This window comes from Stutzerimonas kunmingensis (assembly GCF_900114065.1).
In the GTDB taxonomy this organism is placed as follows: domain Bacteria; phylum Pseudomonadota; class Gammaproteobacteria; order Pseudomonadales; family Pseudomonadaceae; genus Stutzerimonas; species Stutzerimonas kunmingensis.
This window is the reverse complement of sequence record NZ_FORS01000003.1, coordinates 179,839-198,302: the sequence shown is the minus strand read 5'-3', so window position 1 is coordinate 198,302 and position 18,464 is coordinate 179,839. Positions and strand designations below refer to the sequence as shown.

The window sequence follows — 18,464 nt, the reverse complement described above, 5'->3', positions numbered from 1 at the left end:
TTCTGAAACGGAAACGAACCATTGCCGCACCCGCGTGCACTCACCGGAACGACCATGCTACCGAAAAACCCGATTCTCGGCCTTTGCCAACAGGCCACCTTCATGATCAGCGCCGCCAAGGTCGATCAGTGCCCGGCCGACGAGGGTCTGGAAGTAGCCTTTGCCGGCCGTTCCAACGCAGGCAAGTCGAGCGCGCTGAACACCCTGACCCATGCCAACCTGGCGCGCACATCGAAGACCCCGGGCCGCACCCAGCTGCTCAACTTCTTCCGCCTCGATGACGAACGCCGATTGGTCGACCTGCCCGGCTACGGCTACGCCAAGGTGCCGATCCCGCTCAAGCAGCACTGGCAGCGCCACCTGGAAGCCTACCTGGGTAGCCGCGAGAGCCTGGCCGGCGTGTTCCTGATGATGGATATCCGCCATCCGCTGACCGAGTTCGACCGCATGATGCTGGACTGGGCGAGCGCCAGCCAGATGCCTTTGCACATCCTGTTGACCAAGTCCGACAAGCTGGCCTTCGGCGCCGCGAAGAACGCGTTGCTGGCCATCCAGCGCGACATTCACAAGGGCTGGGGCGCCGACGTCAGCGTCCAGCTGTTCTCGGCACCGAAGCGGCAGGGGGTCGAGGAAGCGCAGCTGGTGCTGGCGAACTGGCTGGGAATGCTGGACGAGGCAGCCGAAGACGAGCACGAGCCTGAGGCATAGAGTGGGTCAGGCGTCGCCGATTCCCGCAGCCCTGGGCCGGAGCTCCGGTGGATGTAAAAAGCGACATCCACCCTACGAAATCCGGCACCAATCACTGAAATCACCCGAATTTCACCCCACCAACCACCTCGCAGAAGCCGGAAAGGCGCCGAGAATCGACGCCCACCCGGCCCTCAGCGCAACTCAGTCGCGATAGGCATCCACCGGCACGCAGGCGCAGAACAGGTTGCGATCGCCGTAGACGTTGTCCACCCGATTCACCGCCGGCCAGTACTTGTGGGCACGAGCGTGGGCGCTCGGCGTTACCGCTTCGGCGATGCTGTACGGCCGGTCCCACTCACCGATCACGTCAGCCAACGTATGCGGCGCGCGCACCAGCGGATTGTTGTCCGTTGGCCACTCACCACCCTGGACCTTGGCGATCTCCGCGCGGATGCTCAGCATCGCTTCGACGAAGCGATCCAGCTCGGCTTTCGACTCGCTCTCGGTGGGCTCGATCATCAACGTGCCGGGCACCGGGAAGGACATGGTCGGCGCGTGGAAGCCGTAGTCCATCAGGCGCTTGGCGACGTCTTCCTCGCTGATTCCGGTCTCGGCCTTAAGCGGGCGCAGGTCGAGGATGCACTCGTGGGCGACGCGGCCGTTGCGCCCGGCGTAGAGCACTGGGAAGGCGTCGCCCAGGCGATTGGCCAGGTAGTTGGCGCCGAGAATCGCGACTTCCGTGGCGTCGCGCAGCTGCGGGCCCATCATGACAATGTACATCCAGCTGATCGGCAGGATGCTCGCGCTGCCCCAGGGCGCCGCGCTGACCGCGCCGTTGCCCGGCTGCGGGCCTTCCAGTTCGACCACTGGGTGATTGGCCACGAACGGCGCCAGGTGCGCCTTCACGCCGATCGGCCCCATGCCTGGACCGCCGCCGCCATGGGGGATGCAAAAGGTCTTGTGCAGGTTCATGTGCGAGACGTCGGCGCCGATGTCCGCCGGCCGCGCCAGGCCGACCTGGGCGTTGAGGTTGGCGCCGTCCATGTAGACCTGGCCGCCCTGGGCGTGGATCGCCGCGCAGATCTCGCGCACGTTTTCTTCGTAGACGCCGTGCGTTGACGGATAGGTGATCATCAAACAGGACAGCCGGTCACCGGCTTCGGCGGCCTTGCGCTTGAGGTCTTCCAGATCGACGTTGCCGCCCTTGTCGCACTCGACGATGACCACACGCATGCTGACCATCTGCGCCGAGGCGGGGTTGGTGCCATGGGCCGAGGACGGGATCAGGCAGATGTCGCGCTGCCCTTCGCCACGGCTCTCGTGGTACTTGCGGATCGCGACCAGGCCGGCGTATTCGCCCTGGGCACCGGAGTTCGGCTGCATGCTGATCGCGTCGAAGCCGGTGATCGCACAGAGCCAGGCTTCCAGCTCTTCGATCATCAGCTTGTAACCCTGGGCCTGACCGCGCGGAACGAACGGATGCAGGTTGGCGAATTCGGCCCAGGTGATCGGGATCATCTCGCTGGTGGCGTTGAGCTTCATGGTGCAGGAGCCGAGCGGGATCATCGCCTGGTTCAGCGCCAGGTCCTTGTTTTCCAGCTGCTTGAGGTAGCGCAGCATCTCGGTTTCGCTGTGGTGCGTGTTGAATACCGGGTGGCTGAGGTAGTTGCTCTCGCGCAGCAACGCCTCGGGGATTCCGCCCGGCAGCTCGCTGGCATCCAGCGTAGCGATGTCGAGGCCGTGATCGGCACCGAGGAAGATCGCCAGGAGCTGTTCAACGGTGCGCTCGTCGCAGGTCTCGTCGAGGCTAACGCCCAGCCGGCCGCGGCCGAGGATGCGCAGGTTGATCTGCGCCGCTTCGGCGCTTTCGATGACCGCGGTCTGCGCGCCACCGACCTCGAGGGTCAGGGTGTCGAAGAAATGCTGGTTGACCCGAACGATGCCCTTCTGCTCGAGGCCTGCGGCGAGAATGGCGGTCAGCCGGTGGACGCGCTGGGCGATGCGCTTGAGGCCCTGCGGGCCGTGATAGACGGCATAGAAGCCGGCGATGTTGGCCAGCAGCACCTGGGCGGTGCAGATGTTGGAGTTGGCCTTCTCGCGGCGGATGTGCTGCTCGCGGGTCTGCAGCGCCATGCGCAGCGCGGTGTTGCCGCGGGCGTCCTTGGACACGCCGATGATGCGGCCCGGCATGCCGCGCTTGAACTCGTCGCGGCTGGCGAAATAGGCCGCGTGCGGGCCGCCGTAGCCCATCGGCACGCCGAAGCGCTGGGTCGAGCCGAGCACCACGTCGGCGCCCAGTTCGCCCGGCGGGGTCAGCAGCAGAAGGCTGAGCAGATCGGCGGCGACGCAGGCCAGCGCCTGCTGCGCATGCAGCTGCTCAATGGCCGGACGCAGGTCGCGAATCTCGCCATGGGTATCCGGGTACTGCAACAGCGCGCCAAACACTTCCTGTCCGGCCAGCTCGTCCAGCGTGCCGACCACCAGCTCGAAACCGAACGCCTCGGCGCGGGTCTGCACCACGGAGAGCGTCTGCGGATGGCAGTTCTCCTCGACGAAGAAGCGGTTGCTCTTGCTCTTGGCCATGCGCCGGGCCAGGGTCATGGCCTCCGCCGCTGCGGTGCCTTCATCCAGCAGCGAAGCATTGGCCAGATCGAGCCCGGTGAGATCGATGATCATCTGCTGATAGTTCAGCAGCGCTTCCAGACGGCCCTGGGCGATTTCCGGTTGATAGGGCGTGTAGGCGGTGTACCAACCGGGGTTCTCCAACACGTTGCGCAGGATCACCGGCGGGGTGATGGTGCCGTGGTAACCCATGCCGATCAGACTGGTCCAGAGCTGATTCTGCTCCGCATAACCACGCAGCTTGGCCAGCGCGGCCTGCTCGTCCAGCGCCGGCGGCAGGTTCAGCTCGGCCTGCAGGCGGATCGCCGGCGGCACGGTCTGCTCGATCAGCTGTTCGCGGCTGCTCAGGCCCAGGGCGTCGAGCATGGCCTGCTGTTCGCCCTGATCCGGGCCGAGGTGACGGCGCAGGAAGGCATCGGGTTGCTGGAGTTGGGAAAGGCTCGGCATATACGGCATGGTCGCTACTCTCGGAAAAACAAAAGCCCCGACAGAGCGGGGCTTTTGCGGATGATGCTTAGGCGTCGGCGTCGCAGGCAGCCTGGTAACCGGCCGCGTCGAGCAACTTGTCCAGCTCCGACGTATCGCTCGGCTGCAGGCGGAAGAACCAGCTGCCGTAAGGGTCGCTGTTGACCAGCTCCGGCGAATCGGCAAGCGCCTCGTTGACCGCGATCACCTCTCCAGCCACCGGCGCATAGATGTCGGACGCGGCTTTCACCGATTCGACCACACCGGCTTCCTGGCCGGCATTGAGCTGGCGCCCGACCTCGGGCAGCTCGACGTAGACCACATCCCCCAGCGCTTCCTGGGCGTGATCGGAGATACCGACGGTGATGCTGCCGTCCGCTTCGAGACGGGCCCACTCGTGGCTGGCGGCGTAACGCAGATCGCTGGGGATATTGCTCATTGTTGGGTCCTCAAGGCTGTTGACAGCAGTCGCGCAAAACAGTCGGTCGAATTTACACCAGTACCTTGCCGTGGCGCACGAATGTCGGCTGCACGACCCGCACCGGATACCACTTGCCACGAATCTCCACTTCCGCGCGCTCGGCCGTCCCGGCCGGCACGCGGGCCAGGGCGATGGACTTGCCAAGCGTAGGAGAAAAACTGCCGCTGGTGATCTCGCCGTCGCCGACGCCATTCACCCGCACCACCTGATGAGCACGCAGTACGCCGCGCTCCTCCAGCACCAGGCCGACCAGCTTGGGCAGGTCGCCTTGGGCGCGTTGCTGCTCCAGGGCGGCACGGCCGACGAAGTCGCGCTCGGTCGGCTCCCAGGCCACGGTCCAGCCCATGTTGGCCGCCAGCGGCGATACGTCTTCAGTCATGTCCTGGCCGTACAGGTTGAGGCCGGCCTCCAGACGCAGGGTGTCGCGAGCACCGAGGCCGATCGGCGGGATGCCGGCGCCGACCAGCTCGCTGAGGAAGTCCGGCGCCTGCTCCGCGGGCAGGATGATTTCCAGGCCATCTTCGCCGGTATAGCCGGTACGCCCGATGAACCAGTCGCCATCGGCCATGCCCTGGAACGGCTTGAGATCATGGATCAGCCCGGCCCGGGCCTGGCTCACCAGCTCGGACGTACGCGCGCGGGCATGCGGTCCCTGGATGGCCAGCATGGCCAGCTCGGGGCGCTCTCTGACCTCGACGGCGAAGCCGGCCGCCTGGGCCTGCATCCAGGCCAGATCCTTGTCGCGGGTGCTGGCATTGACCACCAGGCGATAACCCCAATCGGTCAGGTAGACGATGAGGTCATCGATCACCCCGCCGCGCTCGTTGAGCATCGCGGTGTAAAGCGCCCGACCGGTGCTTTTCAGGCGTGCCACATCGTTGGCCAGTAAGCGCTGCAGATAGTCGCGGGCCTGCTCGCCGGAGACATCGACCACGGTCATGTGCGAGACGTCGAACACCCCGCAGTCACGACGAACCTGATGATGTTCTTCTACTTGGGAGCCGTAATGCAGTGGCATGTCCCAGCCACCGAAGTCGACCATCTTGGCACCGAGCGCAAGGTGCTGATCGTAGAGGGGAGTACGCTGACCCATGGGTTTCTCCTTCCGGGCAGGTCGCCGAATCGGCATTGGAAAAGTCAGTAGAGCCGGGCCCTGCGGGGGTCGGCGACTTTCGAATGGCGCGCATTGTAGCCCCAAGGTGGCAGCAGGTCACGGCAGATCAGGTGGCAGGAGACTGGAGGTCGAATGGCGGCCCGCAGTAGCGCGGCTGCGTCGCTCAGCACCCTGCCGCCAGAGCTGCGTGACTAGCCAGGGCGCCGCGCCGAGCGGCGAATCAGCAGCACCACCGGCAGCAGTCCGACCAGCACCAAGGTCAGTGCCGGGAGCGACGCGCGGGCCCATTCGCCTTCACTGGTCATTTCGAAGATGCGCACGGCCAGGGTGTCCCAGCCGAATGGCCGCATCAGCAAGGTCGCCGGCATTTCCTTGAGCACGTCGACGAATACCAGCAGTGCCGCGCTCAGCGTGCCCGGCAGCAGCAACGGCAGGTAGACCCGGAAGAACAGCGCCGGGCCACCGACACCCAGGCTGCGCGACGCCTGCGGCAGCGAGGGGCGAATCCGCGCCAGGGCGTTTTCCAGCGGGCCGAAGGCAACCGCCATGAAGCGGATCAGATAGGCCAGCAGCAACGCGCCGAGGCTGCCGAGCAGGATCGGCTTGCCGCCAGCGCCCAACCAGCTCGACAGCGGAATGACCAGGTGCCGGTCGAGGTAACTGAACGCCAGCATGATCGAAACCGCCAGTACCGAACCCGGCAAGGCATAGCCGAGATTAGCCAGGCTCACCGCGCTGCGGATCGAGCGCACCGGCGCCTGACGTCGGGCGAACGCCAGCAGCAGCGCCACGCTCACAGTGATCAGTGCGGCGATAGCACCGAGATAGAGCGTGTGCAGGATCATACCGGCGTAACGCTCGTCGAGATCAAAGCGACCGCGCTGCCAGAGCCAGGCCAGCAGCTGCAACAGCGGGATGATGAACGCGCAGAGAAATACCAGGCCGCACCAGGCGCTGGCCGCAAACGCCTTCACACCGGTCAGCCGGTACAGCGCCGCGGAGCGCGCTCGCTCATTGGCCGGTCGCGCAGCACCGCGCGCCCGGCACTCGCCGTAGAGCACCAGCATCACCGCCAGCAACAACAGGCTGGCCAGCTGGGTGGCGCTGGTCAGACTGAAGAAGCCGTACCAGGTCTTGTAGATCGCAGTGGTGAAGGTATCGAAGTTGAACACCGACACCGCACCGAAGTCAGCCAGGGTTTCCATCATTGCCAGGGCCAGACCGGCACCGATCGCCGGTCGCGCCATCGGCAGCGCCACGCGCCAGAAAGCCTGCCAGGGCGACTGGCCGAGCACCCGCGCCGCTTCCATCAGTCCCTTGCCCTGAGCGAGAAAGGCCGAGCGCGCCAGCAGATAGACATAGGGGTAGAACACCAGCACCAGCACCGTGATCACACCGCCCGTGGAGCGCACTCGCGGAAAGCGAATGCCGCTACCGAACCACTCGCGCGCCAGGGTTTGCACCGGACCGGCGAAATCGAGCAGCCCGATGAAGACGAACGCCAACACATAGGCAGGAATCGCGAACGGCAGCATCAGCGCCCAATCCAGCCAGCGGCGTCCGGGAAATTCGCACAATGCCGTCAGCCAGGCGAGGCTGACGCCGAGCACCACCACGCCGATGCCCACGCCGAGAACCAGCGTCAGGGTATTGCCCAGCAGACGCGGCATCTGCGTGTCCCACAGGTGCGACCAGATCTCGGTATCGATACTGCTCCAGCTGAACAGCAGGATGCTCAGTGGCAGCAACACCAGGGCTGCGACAGCAAACGTGATGGGATACCAGCGGCGCTCGACGGGATGGGACACTCAAGCCTCGACAGCAAAAAAGACGACGCCCCGGACCAGGCCGGGGCGCCGAGTATAACCGCAGCGGTGAACGTGGCGGCCGGAGCTGCACGTCACCGCTGCAAGCGCGGAGGGCTGATCAGTTCCAGCCGGCGCGGTCCATCAGCTTGATGGCTTCGGCCTGGCGCTTGCCGGCCACTTCCACCGGAATGGTGTCGGCCTTGAACTCGCCCCATGCCGCCACTTCGGCAGACGGCTTCACGCTCGGGTTGGCCGGGTACTCCATGTTGATGTCGGCGAAGATGCTCTGCGCCTCTTCGCTGGTCATCCACTCCACCAGCTTGCGCGCGGCGTCCGCGTTCGGTGCGTGCTTGGTCAGGCCGATGCCCGACAGGTTGACGTGCACGCCGCGGTCTTCCTGGTTCGGCCAGAACAGCTTGGCCTTGAGCTGCGGGTTCTGCGCGTGCAGACGACCGAAGTAGTACGTGTTGACGATGCCGGCATCGCATTGCCCGGCGTCGACGGCCTGCACCAGCGCCGTGTCGTCGGCGAAGACGTCGGTGGCGAGATTGCCGACCCAGCCCTTGATGATCTCTTCGGTCTTCTCGGCGCCGTGAGTCTCGATCATGGTCGCAGTCAGCGACTGGTTGTACACCTTCTTGCTGGTGCGCAGGCACAGGCGGCCGTCCCAACGCTCGTCGGCCAGCGCCTCGTAAGTGCTCAGCTCGCCGTCCTTGACCCGCTCCGGCGAGTAGACGATGGTCCGTGCGCGCAGCGACAGGCCGGTCCAAGCGTCATTGGAGGAACGATACTGGGCCGGGATGTTGTCCTTGACCACCTGAGAGTTCAGCGGCTGCAGGATGCCCATTTCCTCGGCTTGCCAGAGGTTGCCGCCATCGACGGTGAGCAGAAGGTCCGCCGGGGTGTTCGCGCCTTCGGCCTTGATGCGGGCCATCAGCGGGGCTTCCTTGTCGGTGATGAACTTGATCGCTACACCGGTCTTCTCGGTGTAGGCGTCGAACACCGGCTTGATCAGCTCATCGATACGCGAGGAGTAGACCACTACTTCGTCGGCAGCCTGGACGGCACCCGACAGCGCCGTCAGCGCCAGGGCGGCGAGTAAACCTTTGCTTGCCTGCATGGAACAGCCTCTTGGTGAGTTGGAACAGAGGCTGAATAGTAGTGAATGTTATTTACCTTCTCAATGCGACAAATCGTGCAGGTAATGTTTTGTAAATATCAATCTGATATCAGGGCTTGGCCAGTTCCGGCAGATCGCCGCTCAATCCGAGCGCCTGACGAACGAACAGCGCCTTCGCCTCCGGTAGCGCCTGTACGGCCTTGAGACCGGTATTGCGCAGCCAGCGCAGCGGCAGTGGATCAGCCTGGAACAGCCGTTCGAAGCCTTCCATGGCTGCCATCATCGCCAAGTTGTGCGGCATGCGCCGACGCTCGAAGCGGCTCAGCACCTGCACATCGGCCACCCGCTCACCGCGGGCAATCGCCGCCTTGAGCACTTCCGCCATCACGGCGGCATCCAGCAGACCAAGATTCACGCCCTGCCCCGCCAACGGATGAATGGTGTGTGCGGCATCGCCGATCAACGCCAGACCCGGCTGCACATAGCGTTTGGCATGGCGTTGGCGCAGCGGGATGCACAGCCGCGGATCGACCTCGAGCACTTCGCCCAGGCGCTCCTCGAAGGCTCGACCAAGCGCCGTTCGGAATGCCGCGTCATCCAGCGCCATGAGCCGCCTGGCTTCAGCTTCAGTAACCGACCAGACAATCGAGCACCAGTGCTGGTCGCCATCGCGCTCGAGCGGCAGAAACGCCAGGGGGCCGTCATCGGTGAAGCGCTGCCAGGCCGTACGCTGGTGCGGCTCGCTGCAACGCACGCTGGTGACGATGGCCTGATGCAGATAATCCCATTCGCGGGTTTCGCAACCAGCCAGGCGGCGAATCGCCGAGTTGGCGCCATCCGCCGCAATCAGCAGGGGCGTACGCAACTCGCGGCCGTCGACCAGCGTCAGCTGCCAACCGTCAGGGGTGCGCGCCAGCTGCTCGACGCGCGCGTCGCCGATCAGCTGCAGTCCGCCGCGGCGCTGCATCGCGTCCAGCAGCGAGTCCTGCACTACACGGTTCTCGACGATATGCCCGAGCACTTCCGCGTGCACGGTCTCGGCGGAGAAATGAATCTGCCCCGTGCCCGAGCCGTCCCATACGTGCATGTCGGTGTAGGGACTCGCGCGGCGCGCGGCGATGCCCGGCCAGGCACCGACCCGCTGCAGGATGCGCTGGCTGGCTGCGGACAGCGCACTGACCCGCGGTTCGAAGGCGCCCTGCGGGTCGAAGTCGACGATCTCGAGCGGGCTCGCATCGAGCACGACGATCTTCAGCCCGCAACCTTCGAGGGCGAGTGCCAGGGTACTGCCGACCATGCCGGCACCCACGATGATCAGATCCGCTTGCATCACTTCTCTCCTGGCTGCCGCGCCCGCGGCTTGAGTCGTATGTAGAGGGTCTTCTGCACCCGTGCCACCAGCGTGCCCTCGCCGTCGCGCACTTCGACATGCATTCTGGGCAGGTACTTACTGCCGTCGGCCGTGTGCGCGCGGATCTCATCCAGCAGCCTGTCGCTGATGGCGAATTCGGCGTAGACCGCGCCGCGCCCGGGGCTGACGAATTCTATGTTGGCCGCCTTGTCCCAGACGATGTAGTCGCGCCCGAGACTCTCCATCAGCATCAGCACGAAGAACGGGTCGACCATCGAATACAGCGAGCCGCCGAACTGCGTACCGACATAATTGCGGTTGTACCAGCGCAGCACCATCTTGACCTGAACCAGGCGCATATCCGCGCTGATGTGCCGCACCCGAACACCGGCTCCGATGTATGGCGGGTAGAAATTCATGGCCCAGCGCAGAAACCGCGCCTTGCGCGCCAAACGGGAGCCGCTCATGCCGAGTCCTTTTGGTTGCCGCTTTTCAGCCAGCGCGAGTGCCCAGGCCCATCGCCTGGCGCGCAAACCAACGCTTGGCGGCGGGCATGAGGTCCAGCCCGAGCAGACCGAGACTGCGTCCGGCCGCGACCAGCCGACCGGAATCACCGAACAGCCGGGTGACCTGATCGGAGAAACCGACCGTCACGCGCTGATCGAAGCGCTGCCTGCGGGCGTACTCCTGCAGCACCGCCAGGTCGCCCAGCGCGGCGTCGCTGCGCAGCAAAGCGACGCTCAGTGCCTCCACATCACGCAGCGACAGGTTGTAGCCCTGCCCGGCGATCGGGTGCAGGCTGTGCGCCGCGTTGCCGAGCACCACCAGACCCGAACGTACCTGCTCTTCGGCCTCGATCAGCGTCAGCGGATACAGATGCCGGGCACCGACCTGCTGCAACGCGCCCAGGCGATAACCGAAGGCTTCCTGCAGTTCACCGAGGAAAACCGCCTCGTGTGCCTGCGCCAGGCGCGCGGCATCGACCTGGGAGCGCGTCCATACCAGCGCACAGCGATCATCCTGCAGCGGCAGCAGCGCCATCGGGCCATCTTCAGTGAAGCGCTCGAACGCCAGACCGCCGTGCGGTTTGCCTGGCGTGATGTTGGCGATCAGGGCGGTCTGGCCGTACGGCCGGCGCGACACCTGGATGCCAAGCTGCTCGCGCAGCCCGGAGCGGCCACCATCTGCGAGCACGGTGAGGTCGCACTCCAGCTGCTGACCATCGGTAAAGCTCAACCGGTAACCGGTGGCGCCGGGCTCCAGTCGCTCGACCTCGGCCGGACAGTGACGGATCACCACCTGATCATCCAGCGCCTGCCACAGGCAATGCCCGATCCAGGCGTTCTCGACCACGTAACCCAGCGCCTCGACGCCTTCGCGTGTGCAATCGAGGCGTGCCGCCCCGAAACTGCCACGCTCGGATACATGAATGCGCAGAATCGGCTCGGCGCGCTCGGCGATGTGTTCCCATAGGCCCAGGCGCTGGTAGATCAGCCGAGTGCCGTAGGACAGCGCCGTAGAGCGCGCGTCATAGCTCGGCTGGTACTCGTGGCCGGGCTCGAACGGCTCGATCAGATGGATGCACCAGCCGCGCTCCCGGGCGCCATCCTGCAAGGCCAACGCGAGACTGGCACCGACCAACCCGCCACCGATGATCGCCAGGCTCTGCATGTCAGGCGACCTGCTCACGAGCGGCGGCCATCAGCGCCTCGATCTCGGCAACGCTCTTCGGCACGCCACCGGTGAGGATTTCGCAGCCGGTCCGGGTCACCACCACGTCATCCTCGATGCGCACGCCGATGCCGCGCCACTTCTTGGCGACGTTCTGATTGTCCACGGCAATATAGATGCCCGGCTCGACGGTCATCGACATGCCCGGCTCGAGCACGCGCCACTCGCCGCCGATCTTGTAGTCGCCGACGTCATGCACGTCCATGCCCAGCCAGTGCCCGGCGCGGTGCATGTAGAAGGGTTTGTAAGCCTCGCTTGCGATCAGTTCGTCGACCTCACCCTGCAACAGGCCCAGCTCGACCAGCCCGGCGGTGATGACCCGTACGGTGGCCTCGTGGGCCTCGTTCCAGTGCTTGCCGGGTGCGATGTGCTTGAAAGCCTCTTCGTTGGCCTTGAGCACCAGTTCGTAAATGGCCTTCTGCTCGGGCGAGAAGCGGCCGTTGACCGGAAAGGTGCGGGTAATGTCGCTGGCATAGCAGTCGATTTCGCAACCGGCATCGATCAGCACCAGGTCGCCATCCTTCAGCGGCGCATCGTTCTCGCGGTAATGCAGGATGCAGGCATTGCGACCCGCGGCGACGATGCTGCCGTAAGCGGGCATCTTCGCCCCTCCCTTACGGAACTCGTAATCCAGCTCGGCTTCCAGGTGGTACTCGAACAGGCCGGCGCGGCTGGCCTGCATGGCACGGATGTGCGCACGGGCGGAAATCTCCGCGGCATGCTTCATCACCTTCACTTCGTTACTCGACTTGTACAGGCGCATGTCGTGCAGCAAGTGATCGAGCGCGACGAACTCGCTGGGCGGCTGCGCGCCCTGGCGCGCCTTGGCGCGAATGGTCTTGATCCACTCCATCAGCCGATGATCGAAGGCTTCGTTGGTGCCGATGGCGTAGTAGACACGGTCGCGGCCTTCGATCAGCCCGGGGAGGATGTCGTCGATGTCGCCGATGGGAAAGGCATCGTCGGCACCGTATTCACTTATCGCGCCGTCCTGCCCGGCACGCAGGCCATCCCACAGCTCGCGTTCGGGGTCGCGTTCGCGGCAGAACAGCACATATTCGCCATGCTCACGCCCGGGAATCAGCGCGATCACCGCCTCCGGTTCGGGGAAGCCGGACAGATACTGAAAGTCGCTATCCTGGCGGTAGACATGCTCGACATCGCGGTTGCGGATATACATCGGCGCCGCCGGCAAAATGGCGATGCTGTTGGGTTCCATCTGCTCCATCAGCGCCTTGCGTCGACGGGCGTATTCCGATTTCGGGATGCGAGTCATGAGCGGAACGATTTCCTCAGTGCAGGGAAGGTTTCGGAGCAGCAGGTACCGGCTTGGCGCACTCGGTGAACAGCAGCAAGGGCGCCACGCGCAGGTACTCCATCACTTCCATGTAATCGGTCTCGCCGTCTTCGGACTCTTCCAGCGAGTCCTGAATCTGCGCGATGGCCGAGAGATCCTGCAGTACTTCCATGGCCTCGGCGCTCAGCGCGCGGTCACCAGCGGTCAGACCGAAGCCGGCGAGAAAGCCCTGGCACCACTGGCCCAGCGCGACAGCGCGCTCGGCCAGCGGCGCATCATCGCTGGGCAGCAGCAGAACGACGGCGATGTCGTCGCCGGCGAGCTCACCCTTGACCATCTCCTGCAGGCCGATCAAGGCCTGACGGATATTGTCCTGCGGCGCTTCGCCAAGCAGGTCCGAGGCATCGGTCAGCCAGGGTTCGACATCGAAGCCGGCACCGGCGCAGCTGCGCCCGAGCAACAGGCCATGCAATTCGGCAGGAGAAACAGTTTGCGGTGCGCCAGCCAGAAGTGTGGCGAAAGCGGCATATGGGGAATTCTGAATGGACATGGCGGCTAGGCGCACGATGGCGCAATGACTAGAATGAAGGCTTCGTATCCTAGCACCGGCGGCCGCGGCAAGACCATCGAAGCCCCCGGGCATCGCCTCCGTCTTCACTCAGTGCCCCAACAGGAATCCCATGGAAGACGCCGATCTGAAAGCGCTGACCACCAAGCTGGAGCAGCTGATTCAGCGCATCGAACAGCTCAAGGCGCAGAACCACCTGCTACTGGCCAACGAGCGGAACTGGCGTGAAGAGCGCGCTCATCTGATCGAAAAGAACGAAATGGCCCGCTTGAAGGTCGAATCAATGATTTCGCGCCTGAAAGCCCTGGAGCAGGACTCATGACCCAGCCGAACACCGTCACCGTGCACATCATGGACAAGGAATATTGCATTGCCTGTCCGCCAGAGGAACGCAGCAATCTTGAAGGCGCGGCCCGCTATCTGGATCGCAAGATGCGCGAGATCCGCAGCAGCGGCAAAGTCATTGGCGCCGACCGCGTCGCGGTGATGGCGGCACTGAACATCACCCACGAACTGCTACACAAGCATGATCGCCTGGATGCCGAAGCCAACAGCGCGCGCGAGCACGTACGCATGCTGCTGGAGCGCGTCGACAGCGCACTGGCCACCGACCCGAACCCTTCCGGCAACTGATCAACGGCAGCCGGTTTGCGTTATACTCCGCCCAACTCCCTGGCATGTTCGCCAGTCGGCGATGACCCTCTCCCGATAAGCAACACCATGGAGGCTACACGTGGTGCCGGTGTGCATGTCCGCCTGACGGAAAGCCTTAAGGTACTCTGTAGTCGCCACCTTGAACTCTCGGGTTCAAGGGCCTACGCTGGCAGCGGCATGCTGGGGAGCCACTTCTGATGATCGTAGCCGAAGGCCTTTCGCGCCCGGCGCTACGCCGCAAGCTGCGCCACGCTCGGCGCCAACTGACACCGGCCCAGCAGCGCCTGGCCGCTCGCCGCCTCTATCGGCAGCTGGTTCAGCATCCCCTGTTTCGGCGCGCGCAGCATATCGCCCTGTACCTGCCCAATGATGGCGAAATCGATCCGCGCCTACTGCTGCAAGCGGCTCAGCGCCGCGGCAAGGCAACCTATCTTCCGGTACTCAACCCCTGGCCACGTACGCGCATTGTGTTCCAGCGCATCGAGCCCGGCGAACAGCTGCGCCGCAACCGCTTCGGCATTCTGGAACCCGTGATCCGGACCGCTCGGCAACGCCGCGTCTGGGCGCTGGACCTGCTGCTCATGCCACTGGTGGGCTTCGACGGAAAGGGCGGACGGCTTGGCATGGGTGGCGGCTTCTATGATCGCAGCCTGGCGTATCGCGCCATGCGCAAAAAAAGTCACAAACCGACATTGTTGGGACTGGCTCATGAATGTCAGCGCGTCGATCGACTGCCGCTGGAGAGCTGGGATGTAGCGCTTCAGGCTACGGTGACGGACCAGGGCTGGTACGCCGGGTGATGGAACGCCGCGTCCATGCGGCACGAGGTCATCGCTGCTGAGCCTGCTGCACCTGAATGACCGGGGCCATGCCGGCCGCGCCATCGTGCTGATCCCACAGACTCTGCGTATAGCCCGTGGTGACTACGCCGAGACCAAAGATAAAGACCAAAATCCACAGAATATCGGGCTTACGTTTCATTTGTGTTCGCCTCCCCCTACCAGGCGAAATGCTTGCGTCGAGTCGATGTGTTTTCGTTCTAGGACTCGATAGGCCACCTTACAGCTGCGGCATTTTCCGTGAAGCGTCGGCACCACGCAAACAGGTATTGCAGCCGATTGTCGGAGATTTTGCCATCATGGTCTGATCGAACCGTCTGATGGGAGAGCAAGGTTCATGCCTTACTGGCTAATGAAGTCCGAACCCGACGAATTTTCCATCCGGGACCTGAAAAAAATGGGTCACGGACGCTGGGACGGTGTACGCAACTACCAGGCGAGAAACTTCATGCGCCAGATGCAGGAAGGCGATCAGTTCTTCTTCTATCACTCCAGTTGCGCCGAGCCAGGAATCGCCGGCATTGGCAGGATCAGTCGCAGCGCCTATCCCGATCCCACTGCCCTCGACCCTGCCAGCCCCTATCACGATGCCAAGGCTCGCGATGATGCAAATCCGTGGAGCGCGGTCGATGTCGAGTTCGTCGACGCCTTTGCGACACCGTTGAAATTGGCGCGACTGAAAACCGAGCCAGCACTGCACGAACTGGCACTGGTGAAGAAAGGAAGCCGCCTGTCGGTGATGCCGGTCAGCGAAGACGAATGGCAGGCAATCCTGGCGATGCGCTGAGCTACTGGATGATCAGATTGTTGAACAGCAGATCATCCACCAGCGGTTTGCCTTCTTCCTGCTCCAGCACCTCGCGCACCTGGCGCAAGGCTTCCTGACGCAGCTGTTCCTTGGCTTCGGGGCCGCTCAGCGTCTCGTCGGTCTGCTGGGAAAACAGCATCACCAGCTGATGGCGAATCAGCGGCTCGTGATGCTTGACCCGATCCTCCACCTCCTTGCTGGAGATACGCAGCGCAACATCGGCCTTGTAGTACTTCAGTCGCTCGCCGGAGCCGTAGTTGCCAACCATCGCAGGCGTCAGCGCGTAATAGAGTGTCTGCGTGGCGGCGGCGTCTTCGGCCGGCTCCTCAGCCAGCGCGGGCCCAGCCAGGGCGAGGCAGAAAAACATCGAGATGAGGTATTTCACGCGGTACTGCTCCAAGGGATTCCTGCGCCAGCATAACCAGTCGCCGCGGCCCACCCAAGCCTATCGCGCAACCGCCTGCCACTTATACGCCGCCATTACAGTGAACGATGCTGATTGCCTCGCCACGCAGCGCTCCTAGACTGGAAAGTCCTGAGCAGTCGAGCCATCCCATGTCGGGCGGCAAGCGTCCGACCAGTCGAACAAGGAAAAGCGATGAAAGCCGTCCTATGCAAAAGCTTCGGCCCGCCCGAAAGCCTGGTTGTCGAAGATGCCCCCTCCCCTCAGATCAAGCCGAGCGAGATCCTGCTCGACGTGCATGCCGCCGGGGTGAATTTCCCTGACACGCTGATGATCGAGGGCAAGTATCAGTTCAAGCCGCCGTTCCCGTTCTCGCCCGGCGGCGAGGCGGCCGGCGTGATTGCCGCAGTCGGAGAGAAGGTCAGCCACCTCAAGGTCGGCGACCGGGTCATGGCGCTCACCGGCTGGGGCAGCTTTGCCGAACAGGTTGCCGTGGCCGGTACCAACGCACTGCCAATCCCGCCGAGCATGGACTTCGAGACCGCTGCCGCCTTCAGCATGACCTATGGCACATCGATGCATGCGCTCAAGCAGCGCGCCAATCTGCAACCCGGCGAGACCTTGCTGGTGCTCGGTGCCTCCGGAGGCGTCGGCCTGGCTGCCGTGGAGATCGGCAAGGCCATGGGCGCGCGAGTCATCGCCGCCGCCTCCAGCGCCGAAAAGCTGGAGGTGGCGAAGAATGCCGGCGCCGACGAACTGATCAATTACAGCGAAGTCAGCCTGAAGGAGCGCCTGAAGGAACTCACCGGCGGCCAGGGTGTGGATGTCATCTACGATCCGGTGGGCGGTAAGCTGTTCGAGGAAGCGTTCCGCAGCATCGCCTGGAACGGCCGCATGCTGGTGGTGGGTTTCGCCGCCGGTGGCGACATTCCGGCGTTGCCGGCCAACCTGCCGCTGCTCAAGGGTGCCGCACTGATCGGCGTGTTCTGGGGCGCCTTCGCCCAGCGTCAACCGCAGGACAACGCCGCGAATTTCCGTCAGCTGTTCGCCTGGCATGCAGAAGGCAAGCTCAAGCCGCTGGTATCGCAACGCTTTGCGCTGGAAGAGGCTGGCCAGGCTATCGCCACGCTGGGGCAGCGCAAGGCGGTCGGCAAGCTGGTGGTGCAGGTGCGCTAATGCGCAGAAGGGAAATGCAGGAAGCGTCAGACGCTTCCTGCATGATCCGCATGGATCAGTGGGCGGTGCTGGGGGCTTCGCCGGCGCTCTGCATGCGCGCCATTTCCTGGGCGTAGAGTGCGTCGAAGTTCACCGGAGCCAGCATCAGCGCCGGGAACGAACCGCGGGTCACCAGGCTGTCCAGCGCCTCACGGGCGTAAGGGAAGAGGATGTTCGGGCAGAACGCGCCAAGGGTGTGGCTCATCGCAGCCGCTTCCAGACCCTTGATCAGGAAGATCCCGGCCTGCTGCACTTCGGCAATGAACGCAACTTCTTCGCCGGTCTTCACGGTGACCGAAAGGGTCAGCACGACTTCATGGAAGTCGCCCTCAAGCGCCTTCTGCTTGGTGTTCAGGTCCAGCGCGACACTCGGATTCCATTCCTGACGGAAAATTTCCGGGCTCTTCGGCGCTTCGAAGGACAGGTCGCGGACGTAGATGCGCTGCAGGGAGAACTGCGCGCCCTGTTCGTTCTGCGACGCTGCGCCGCCGTTGTTAGCTTGTTCGGTCATTTCTGCAACCTTCTATCCAGTTGTGCGTGTCGTTTGAATTGTTCGCAGACCCGCGTTGCCGGCCTCAAGCCTGCAGCAACGGGTCGAGACGTCCGGCGCGCTCCAGAGCGTGGAGCTCATCGCAGCCGCCGACGTGCTTGTCGCCGATCCATATCTGCGGCACCGAGGTGCGTCCGGCCTTGCTGGCCATCTCGGCGCGCAGGGACGGGTTGCCATCCACGGGAATTTCCTCGTAGGCGACACCCTTGCGATCGAGCAGCGCCTTGGCGCGGATACAGAACGGGCACCAGGCGGTGGTATAGATGACGACGCTGGGCATGATTACTTGACCACTGGCAGATTGTCGCCGCGCCAGCTGGAAATCCCTCCCGACAACTTGGCGGCGGTGAAGCCTGCCTTCTGCAGCTCACGGCAGGCCGTTCCGGCGTGCTGCCCCATGGCGTCGACCACGATGATGGTCTTGGCCTTGTGCTTTTCCAGCTCGCCTGTGCGGCTGACCAGCTTCTCGTAGGGAATGTTCAATGCATCGACGATATGACCGGCGTCGAACTCCTTCTTGACGCGCACGTCCAACACCACGCCCTCGCCACTGTTGACCAGTGCCGTCAGTTCGCGATTGCTCAGGCTCTTGCCACCCTTGCGGGTCTCGGTGATGAACAGAAGGATCAACAGCACCACGAACAGGCTGCTGAGTACATAGTGGTTAGAGACAAATTCAATCAGGTTAGCGAGCATCAACGGGTACCCGGACGATAAAATGCGGGCCAGTATACACAGCCCCTCCTAC

Annotated in this window: 21 protein-coding genes and 1 other RNA gene; 7 read left to right on the top strand and 15 right to left on the bottom strand. The window is 64.0% G+C overall.

Going from position 1 to position 18,464, the window contains the following annotated elements; all coding sequences use genetic code 11:
• The first annotated feature begins 54 nt into the window (after positions 1-54).
• Positions 55-708 (top strand): ribosome biogenesis GTP-binding protein YihA/YsxC, encoded by a 654-nt coding sequence (yihA, locus tag BM275_RS09075; RefSeq protein WP_014818659.1) that lies wholly within the window; start codon positions 55-57, stop codon positions 706-708.
• Between the two features lie 183 nt (positions 709-891).
• Here yihA and gcvP read toward each other — a convergent pair whose 3' ends face one another.
• The 10 genes from gcvP to BM275_RS09025 form a co-directional block, all read right to left on the bottom strand.
• Positions 892-3,768 carry an aminomethyl-transferring glycine dehydrogenase gene (gene gcvP, locus BM275_RS09070; protein WP_090520723.1) on the bottom strand — a complete coding sequence of 959 codons (2,877 nt, stop codon included), beginning with the start codon at positions 3,766-3,768 and terminating at the stop codon, positions 892-894.
• A 58-nt stretch (positions 3,769-3,826) separates the two neighbouring features.
• Positions 3,827-4,216: a glycine cleavage system protein GcvH gene (gcvH, locus tag BM275_RS09065; RefSeq protein ID WP_003303288.1), complete on the bottom strand. Its 390-nt coding sequence runs from the start codon at positions 4,214-4,216 to the stop codon at positions 3,827-3,829.
• Positions 4,217-4,268: 52 nt separating this feature from the next.
• Positions 4,269-5,351, bottom strand: a complete 1,083-nt coding sequence (gcvT, locus tag BM275_RS09060) for a glycine cleavage system aminomethyltransferase GcvT (protein WP_090520721.1) — start codon at positions 5,349-5,351, stop codon at positions 4,269-4,271.
• A gap of 212 nt (positions 5,352-5,563) precedes the next feature.
• The gene (locus BM275_RS09055; RefSeq protein WP_090520719.1) at positions 5,564-7,180 is read right to left on the bottom strand and encodes an ABC transporter permease; all 1,617 of its coding nucleotides are present in this window, start codon (positions 7,178-7,180) and stop codon (positions 5,564-5,566) included.
• Between the two features lie 118 nt (positions 7,181-7,298).
• On the bottom strand, positions 7,299-8,300 hold the full coding sequence (locus tag BM275_RS09050; protein WP_014818654.1) for an extracellular solute-binding protein: 1,002 nt from the start codon (positions 8,298-8,300) through the stop codon (positions 7,299-7,301).
• 109 nt (positions 8,301-8,409) lie between these two features.
• The gene (locus tag BM275_RS09045) at positions 8,410-9,630 is read right to left on the bottom strand and encodes a 2-octaprenyl-3-methyl-6-methoxy-1,4-benzoquinol hydroxylase (RefSeq protein ID WP_090520717.1); all 1,221 of its coding nucleotides are present in this window, start codon (positions 9,628-9,630) and stop codon (positions 8,410-8,412) included.
• Positions 9,630-10,118: a DUF4442 domain-containing protein gene (locus BM275_RS09040; protein WP_090520715.1), complete on the bottom strand. Its 489-nt coding sequence runs from the start codon at positions 10,116-10,118 to the stop codon at positions 9,630-9,632. The genes BM275_RS09045 and BM275_RS09040 overlap by 1 nt, the downstream gene beginning before the upstream one ends.
• A 25-nt stretch (positions 10,119-10,143) precedes the next feature.
• Positions 10,144-11,322: a 2-octaprenyl-6-methoxyphenyl hydroxylase gene (gene ubiH / locus BM275_RS09035; protein ID WP_090520711.1), complete on the bottom strand. Its 1,179-nt coding sequence runs from the start codon at positions 11,320-11,322 to the stop codon at positions 10,144-10,146.
• A gap of 1 nt (position 11,323) precedes the next feature.
• Entirely contained in the window at positions 11,324-12,658 is a 1,335-nt protein-coding gene (gene pepP, locus BM275_RS09030) for a Xaa-Pro aminopeptidase (protein ID WP_045666866.1), read from the bottom strand.
• A 16-nt stretch (positions 12,659-12,674) separates the two neighbouring features.
• Complete coding sequence (locus tag BM275_RS09025) at positions 12,675-13,229, bottom strand: YecA/YgfB family protein (RefSeq protein WP_014818649.1); 555 nt, start codon at positions 13,227-13,229, stop codon at positions 12,675-12,677.
• A 130-nt stretch (positions 13,230-13,359) separates the two neighbouring features.
• On the opposite strand from BM275_RS09025, the gene BM275_RS09020 reads away from it, so the two are divergent.
• From BM275_RS09020 to BM275_RS09005, 4 genes are all read left to right on the top strand, one after another.
• On the top strand, positions 13,360-13,569 hold the full coding sequence (locus BM275_RS09020; RefSeq protein WP_003303302.1) for a TIGR02449 family protein: 210 nt from the start codon (positions 13,360-13,362) through the stop codon (positions 13,567-13,569).
• A complete protein-coding gene (locus BM275_RS09015) occupies positions 13,566-13,880 on the top strand; it encodes a cell division protein ZapA (RefSeq protein WP_003303305.1) in 315 nt (104 codons plus the stop codon). The genes BM275_RS09020 and BM275_RS09015 overlap by 4 nt, the downstream gene beginning before the upstream one ends.
• Positions 13,881-13,913: 33 nt before the next feature.
• Positions 13,914-14,092, top strand: a non-coding RNA gene (gene ssrS, locus BM275_RS09010) — 6S RNA.
• A 6-nt stretch (positions 14,093-14,098) separates the two neighbouring features.
• Entirely contained in the window at positions 14,099-14,701 is a 603-nt protein-coding gene (locus BM275_RS09005; RefSeq protein ID WP_090520708.1) for a 5-formyltetrahydrofolate cyclo-ligase, read from the top strand.
• A gap of 28 nt (positions 14,702-14,729) precedes the next feature.
• On the opposite strand, the gene BM275_RS22255 is transcribed toward BM275_RS09005, so the two are convergent.
• On the bottom strand, positions 14,730-14,882 hold the full coding sequence (locus tag BM275_RS22255) for a hypothetical protein (protein ID WP_014818647.1): 153 nt from the start codon (positions 14,880-14,882) through the stop codon (positions 14,730-14,732).
• Between the two features lie 195 nt (positions 14,883-15,077).
• On the opposite strand from BM275_RS22255, the gene BM275_RS09000 reads away from it, so the two are divergent.
• Complete coding sequence (locus BM275_RS09000) at positions 15,078-15,527, top strand: EVE domain-containing protein (RefSeq protein ID WP_041015049.1); 450 nt, start codon at positions 15,078-15,080, stop codon at positions 15,525-15,527.
• Between the two features lies 1 nt (position 15,528).
• Here the strand turns inward: BM275_RS09000 and BM275_RS08995 are convergent, their stop codons facing one another.
• Positions 15,529-15,915: a flagellar basal body-associated FliL family protein gene (locus tag BM275_RS08995; RefSeq protein WP_230697652.1), complete on the bottom strand. Its 387-nt coding sequence runs from the start codon at positions 15,913-15,915 to the stop codon at positions 15,529-15,531.
• 231 nt (positions 15,916-16,146) lie between these two features.
• Here BM275_RS08995 and BM275_RS08990 point away from each other — a divergent pair, with 231 nt between their 5' ends.
• The gene (locus BM275_RS08990) at positions 16,147-17,127 is read left to right on the top strand and encodes an NADPH:quinone oxidoreductase family protein (RefSeq protein ID WP_090520706.1); all 981 of its coding nucleotides are present in this window, start codon (positions 16,147-16,149) and stop codon (positions 17,125-17,127) included.
• A 55-nt stretch (positions 17,128-17,182) separates the two neighbouring features.
• Here BM275_RS08990 and secB read toward each other — a convergent pair whose 3' ends face one another.
• The 3 genes from secB to BM275_RS08975 form a co-directional block, all read right to left on the bottom strand.
• A complete protein-coding gene (secB, locus tag BM275_RS08985; RefSeq protein WP_014818643.1) occupies positions 17,183-17,677 on the bottom strand; it encodes a protein-export chaperone SecB in 495 nt (164 codons plus the stop codon).
• A gap of 64 nt (positions 17,678-17,741) precedes the next feature.
• On the bottom strand, positions 17,742-17,996 hold the full coding sequence (grxC, locus tag BM275_RS08980; RefSeq protein ID WP_090520704.1) for a glutaredoxin 3: 255 nt from the start codon (positions 17,994-17,996) through the stop codon (positions 17,742-17,744).
• A gap of 2 nt (positions 17,997-17,998) precedes the next feature.
• The gene (locus tag BM275_RS08975; RefSeq protein ID WP_014818641.1) at positions 17,999-18,412 is read right to left on the bottom strand and encodes a rhodanese-like domain-containing protein; all 414 of its coding nucleotides are present in this window, start codon (positions 18,410-18,412) and stop codon (positions 17,999-18,001) included.
• Between the last annotated feature and the right edge of the window lie 52 nt (positions 18,413-18,464).

Coding starts and splice junctions, on each gene's coding strand:
- pepP (WP_045666866.1), bottom strand. CDS start 12,658: ATGACTCGCATCCCGAAATCGGAATACGCCCGTCGACGCAAGGCGCTG.
- BM275_RS08975 (WP_014818641.1), bottom strand. CDS start 18,412: ATGCTCGCTAACCTGATTGAATTTGTCTCTAACCACTATGTACTCAGC.
- gcvP (WP_090520723.1), bottom strand. CDS start 3,768: ATGCCGTATATGCCGAGCCTTTCCCAACTCCAGCAACCCGATGCCTTC.
- BM275_RS09015 (WP_003303305.1), top strand. CDS start 13,566: ATGACCCAGCCGAACACCGTCACCGTGCACATCATGGACAAGGAATAT.
- BM275_RS09005 (WP_090520708.1), top strand. CDS start 14,099: ATGATCGTAGCCGAAGGCCTTTCGCGCCCGGCGCTACGCCGCAAGCTG.
- BM275_RS08995 (WP_230697652.1), bottom strand. CDS start 15,915: ATGTTTTTCTGCCTCGCCCTGGCTGGGCCCGCGCTGGCTGAGGAGCCG.
- yihA (WP_014818659.1), top strand. CDS start 55: ATGCTACCGAAAAACCCGATTCTCGGCCTTTGCCAACAGGCCACCTTC.
- gcvH (WP_003303288.1), bottom strand. CDS start 4,216: ATGAGCAATATCCCCAGCGATCTGCGTTACGCCGCCAGCCACGAGTGG.
- gcvT (WP_090520721.1), bottom strand. CDS start 5,351: ATGGGTCAGCGTACTCCCCTCTACGATCAGCACCTTGCGCTCGGTGCC.
- secB (WP_014818643.1), bottom strand. CDS start 17,677: ATGACCGAACAAGCTAACAACGGCGGCGCAGCGTCGCAGAACGAACAG.
- BM275_RS09050 (WP_014818654.1), bottom strand. CDS start 8,300: ATGCAGGCAAGCAAAGGTTTACTCGCCGCCCTGGCGCTGACGGCGCTG.
- BM275_RS08990 (WP_090520706.1), top strand. CDS start 16,147: ATGAAAGCCGTCCTATGCAAAAGCTTCGGCCCGCCCGAAAGCCTGGTT.
- BM275_RS09040 (WP_090520715.1), bottom strand. CDS start 10,118: ATGAGCGGCTCCCGTTTGGCGCGCAAGGCGCGGTTTCTGCGCTGGGCC.
- BM275_RS09045 (WP_090520717.1), bottom strand. CDS start 9,630: ATGCAAGCGGATCTGATCATCGTGGGTGCCGGCATGGTCGGCAGTACC.
- BM275_RS09020 (WP_003303302.1), top strand. CDS start 13,360: ATGGAAGACGCCGATCTGAAAGCGCTGACCACCAAGCTGGAGCAGCTG.
- BM275_RS22255 (WP_014818647.1), bottom strand. CDS start 14,882: ATGAAACGTAAGCCCGATATTCTGTGGATTTTGGTCTTTATCTTTGGT.
- BM275_RS09000 (WP_041015049.1), top strand. CDS start 15,078: ATGCCTTACTGGCTAATGAAGTCCGAACCCGACGAATTTTCCATCCGG.
- BM275_RS09025 (WP_014818649.1), bottom strand. CDS start 13,229: ATGTCCATTCAGAATTCCCCATATGCCGCTTTCGCCACACTTCTGGCT.
- grxC (WP_090520704.1), bottom strand. CDS start 17,996: ATGCCCAGCGTCGTCATCTATACCACCGCCTGGTGCCCGTTCTGTATC.
- ubiH (WP_090520711.1), bottom strand. CDS start 11,322: ATGCAGAGCCTGGCGATCATCGGTGGCGGGTTGGTCGGTGCCAGTCTC.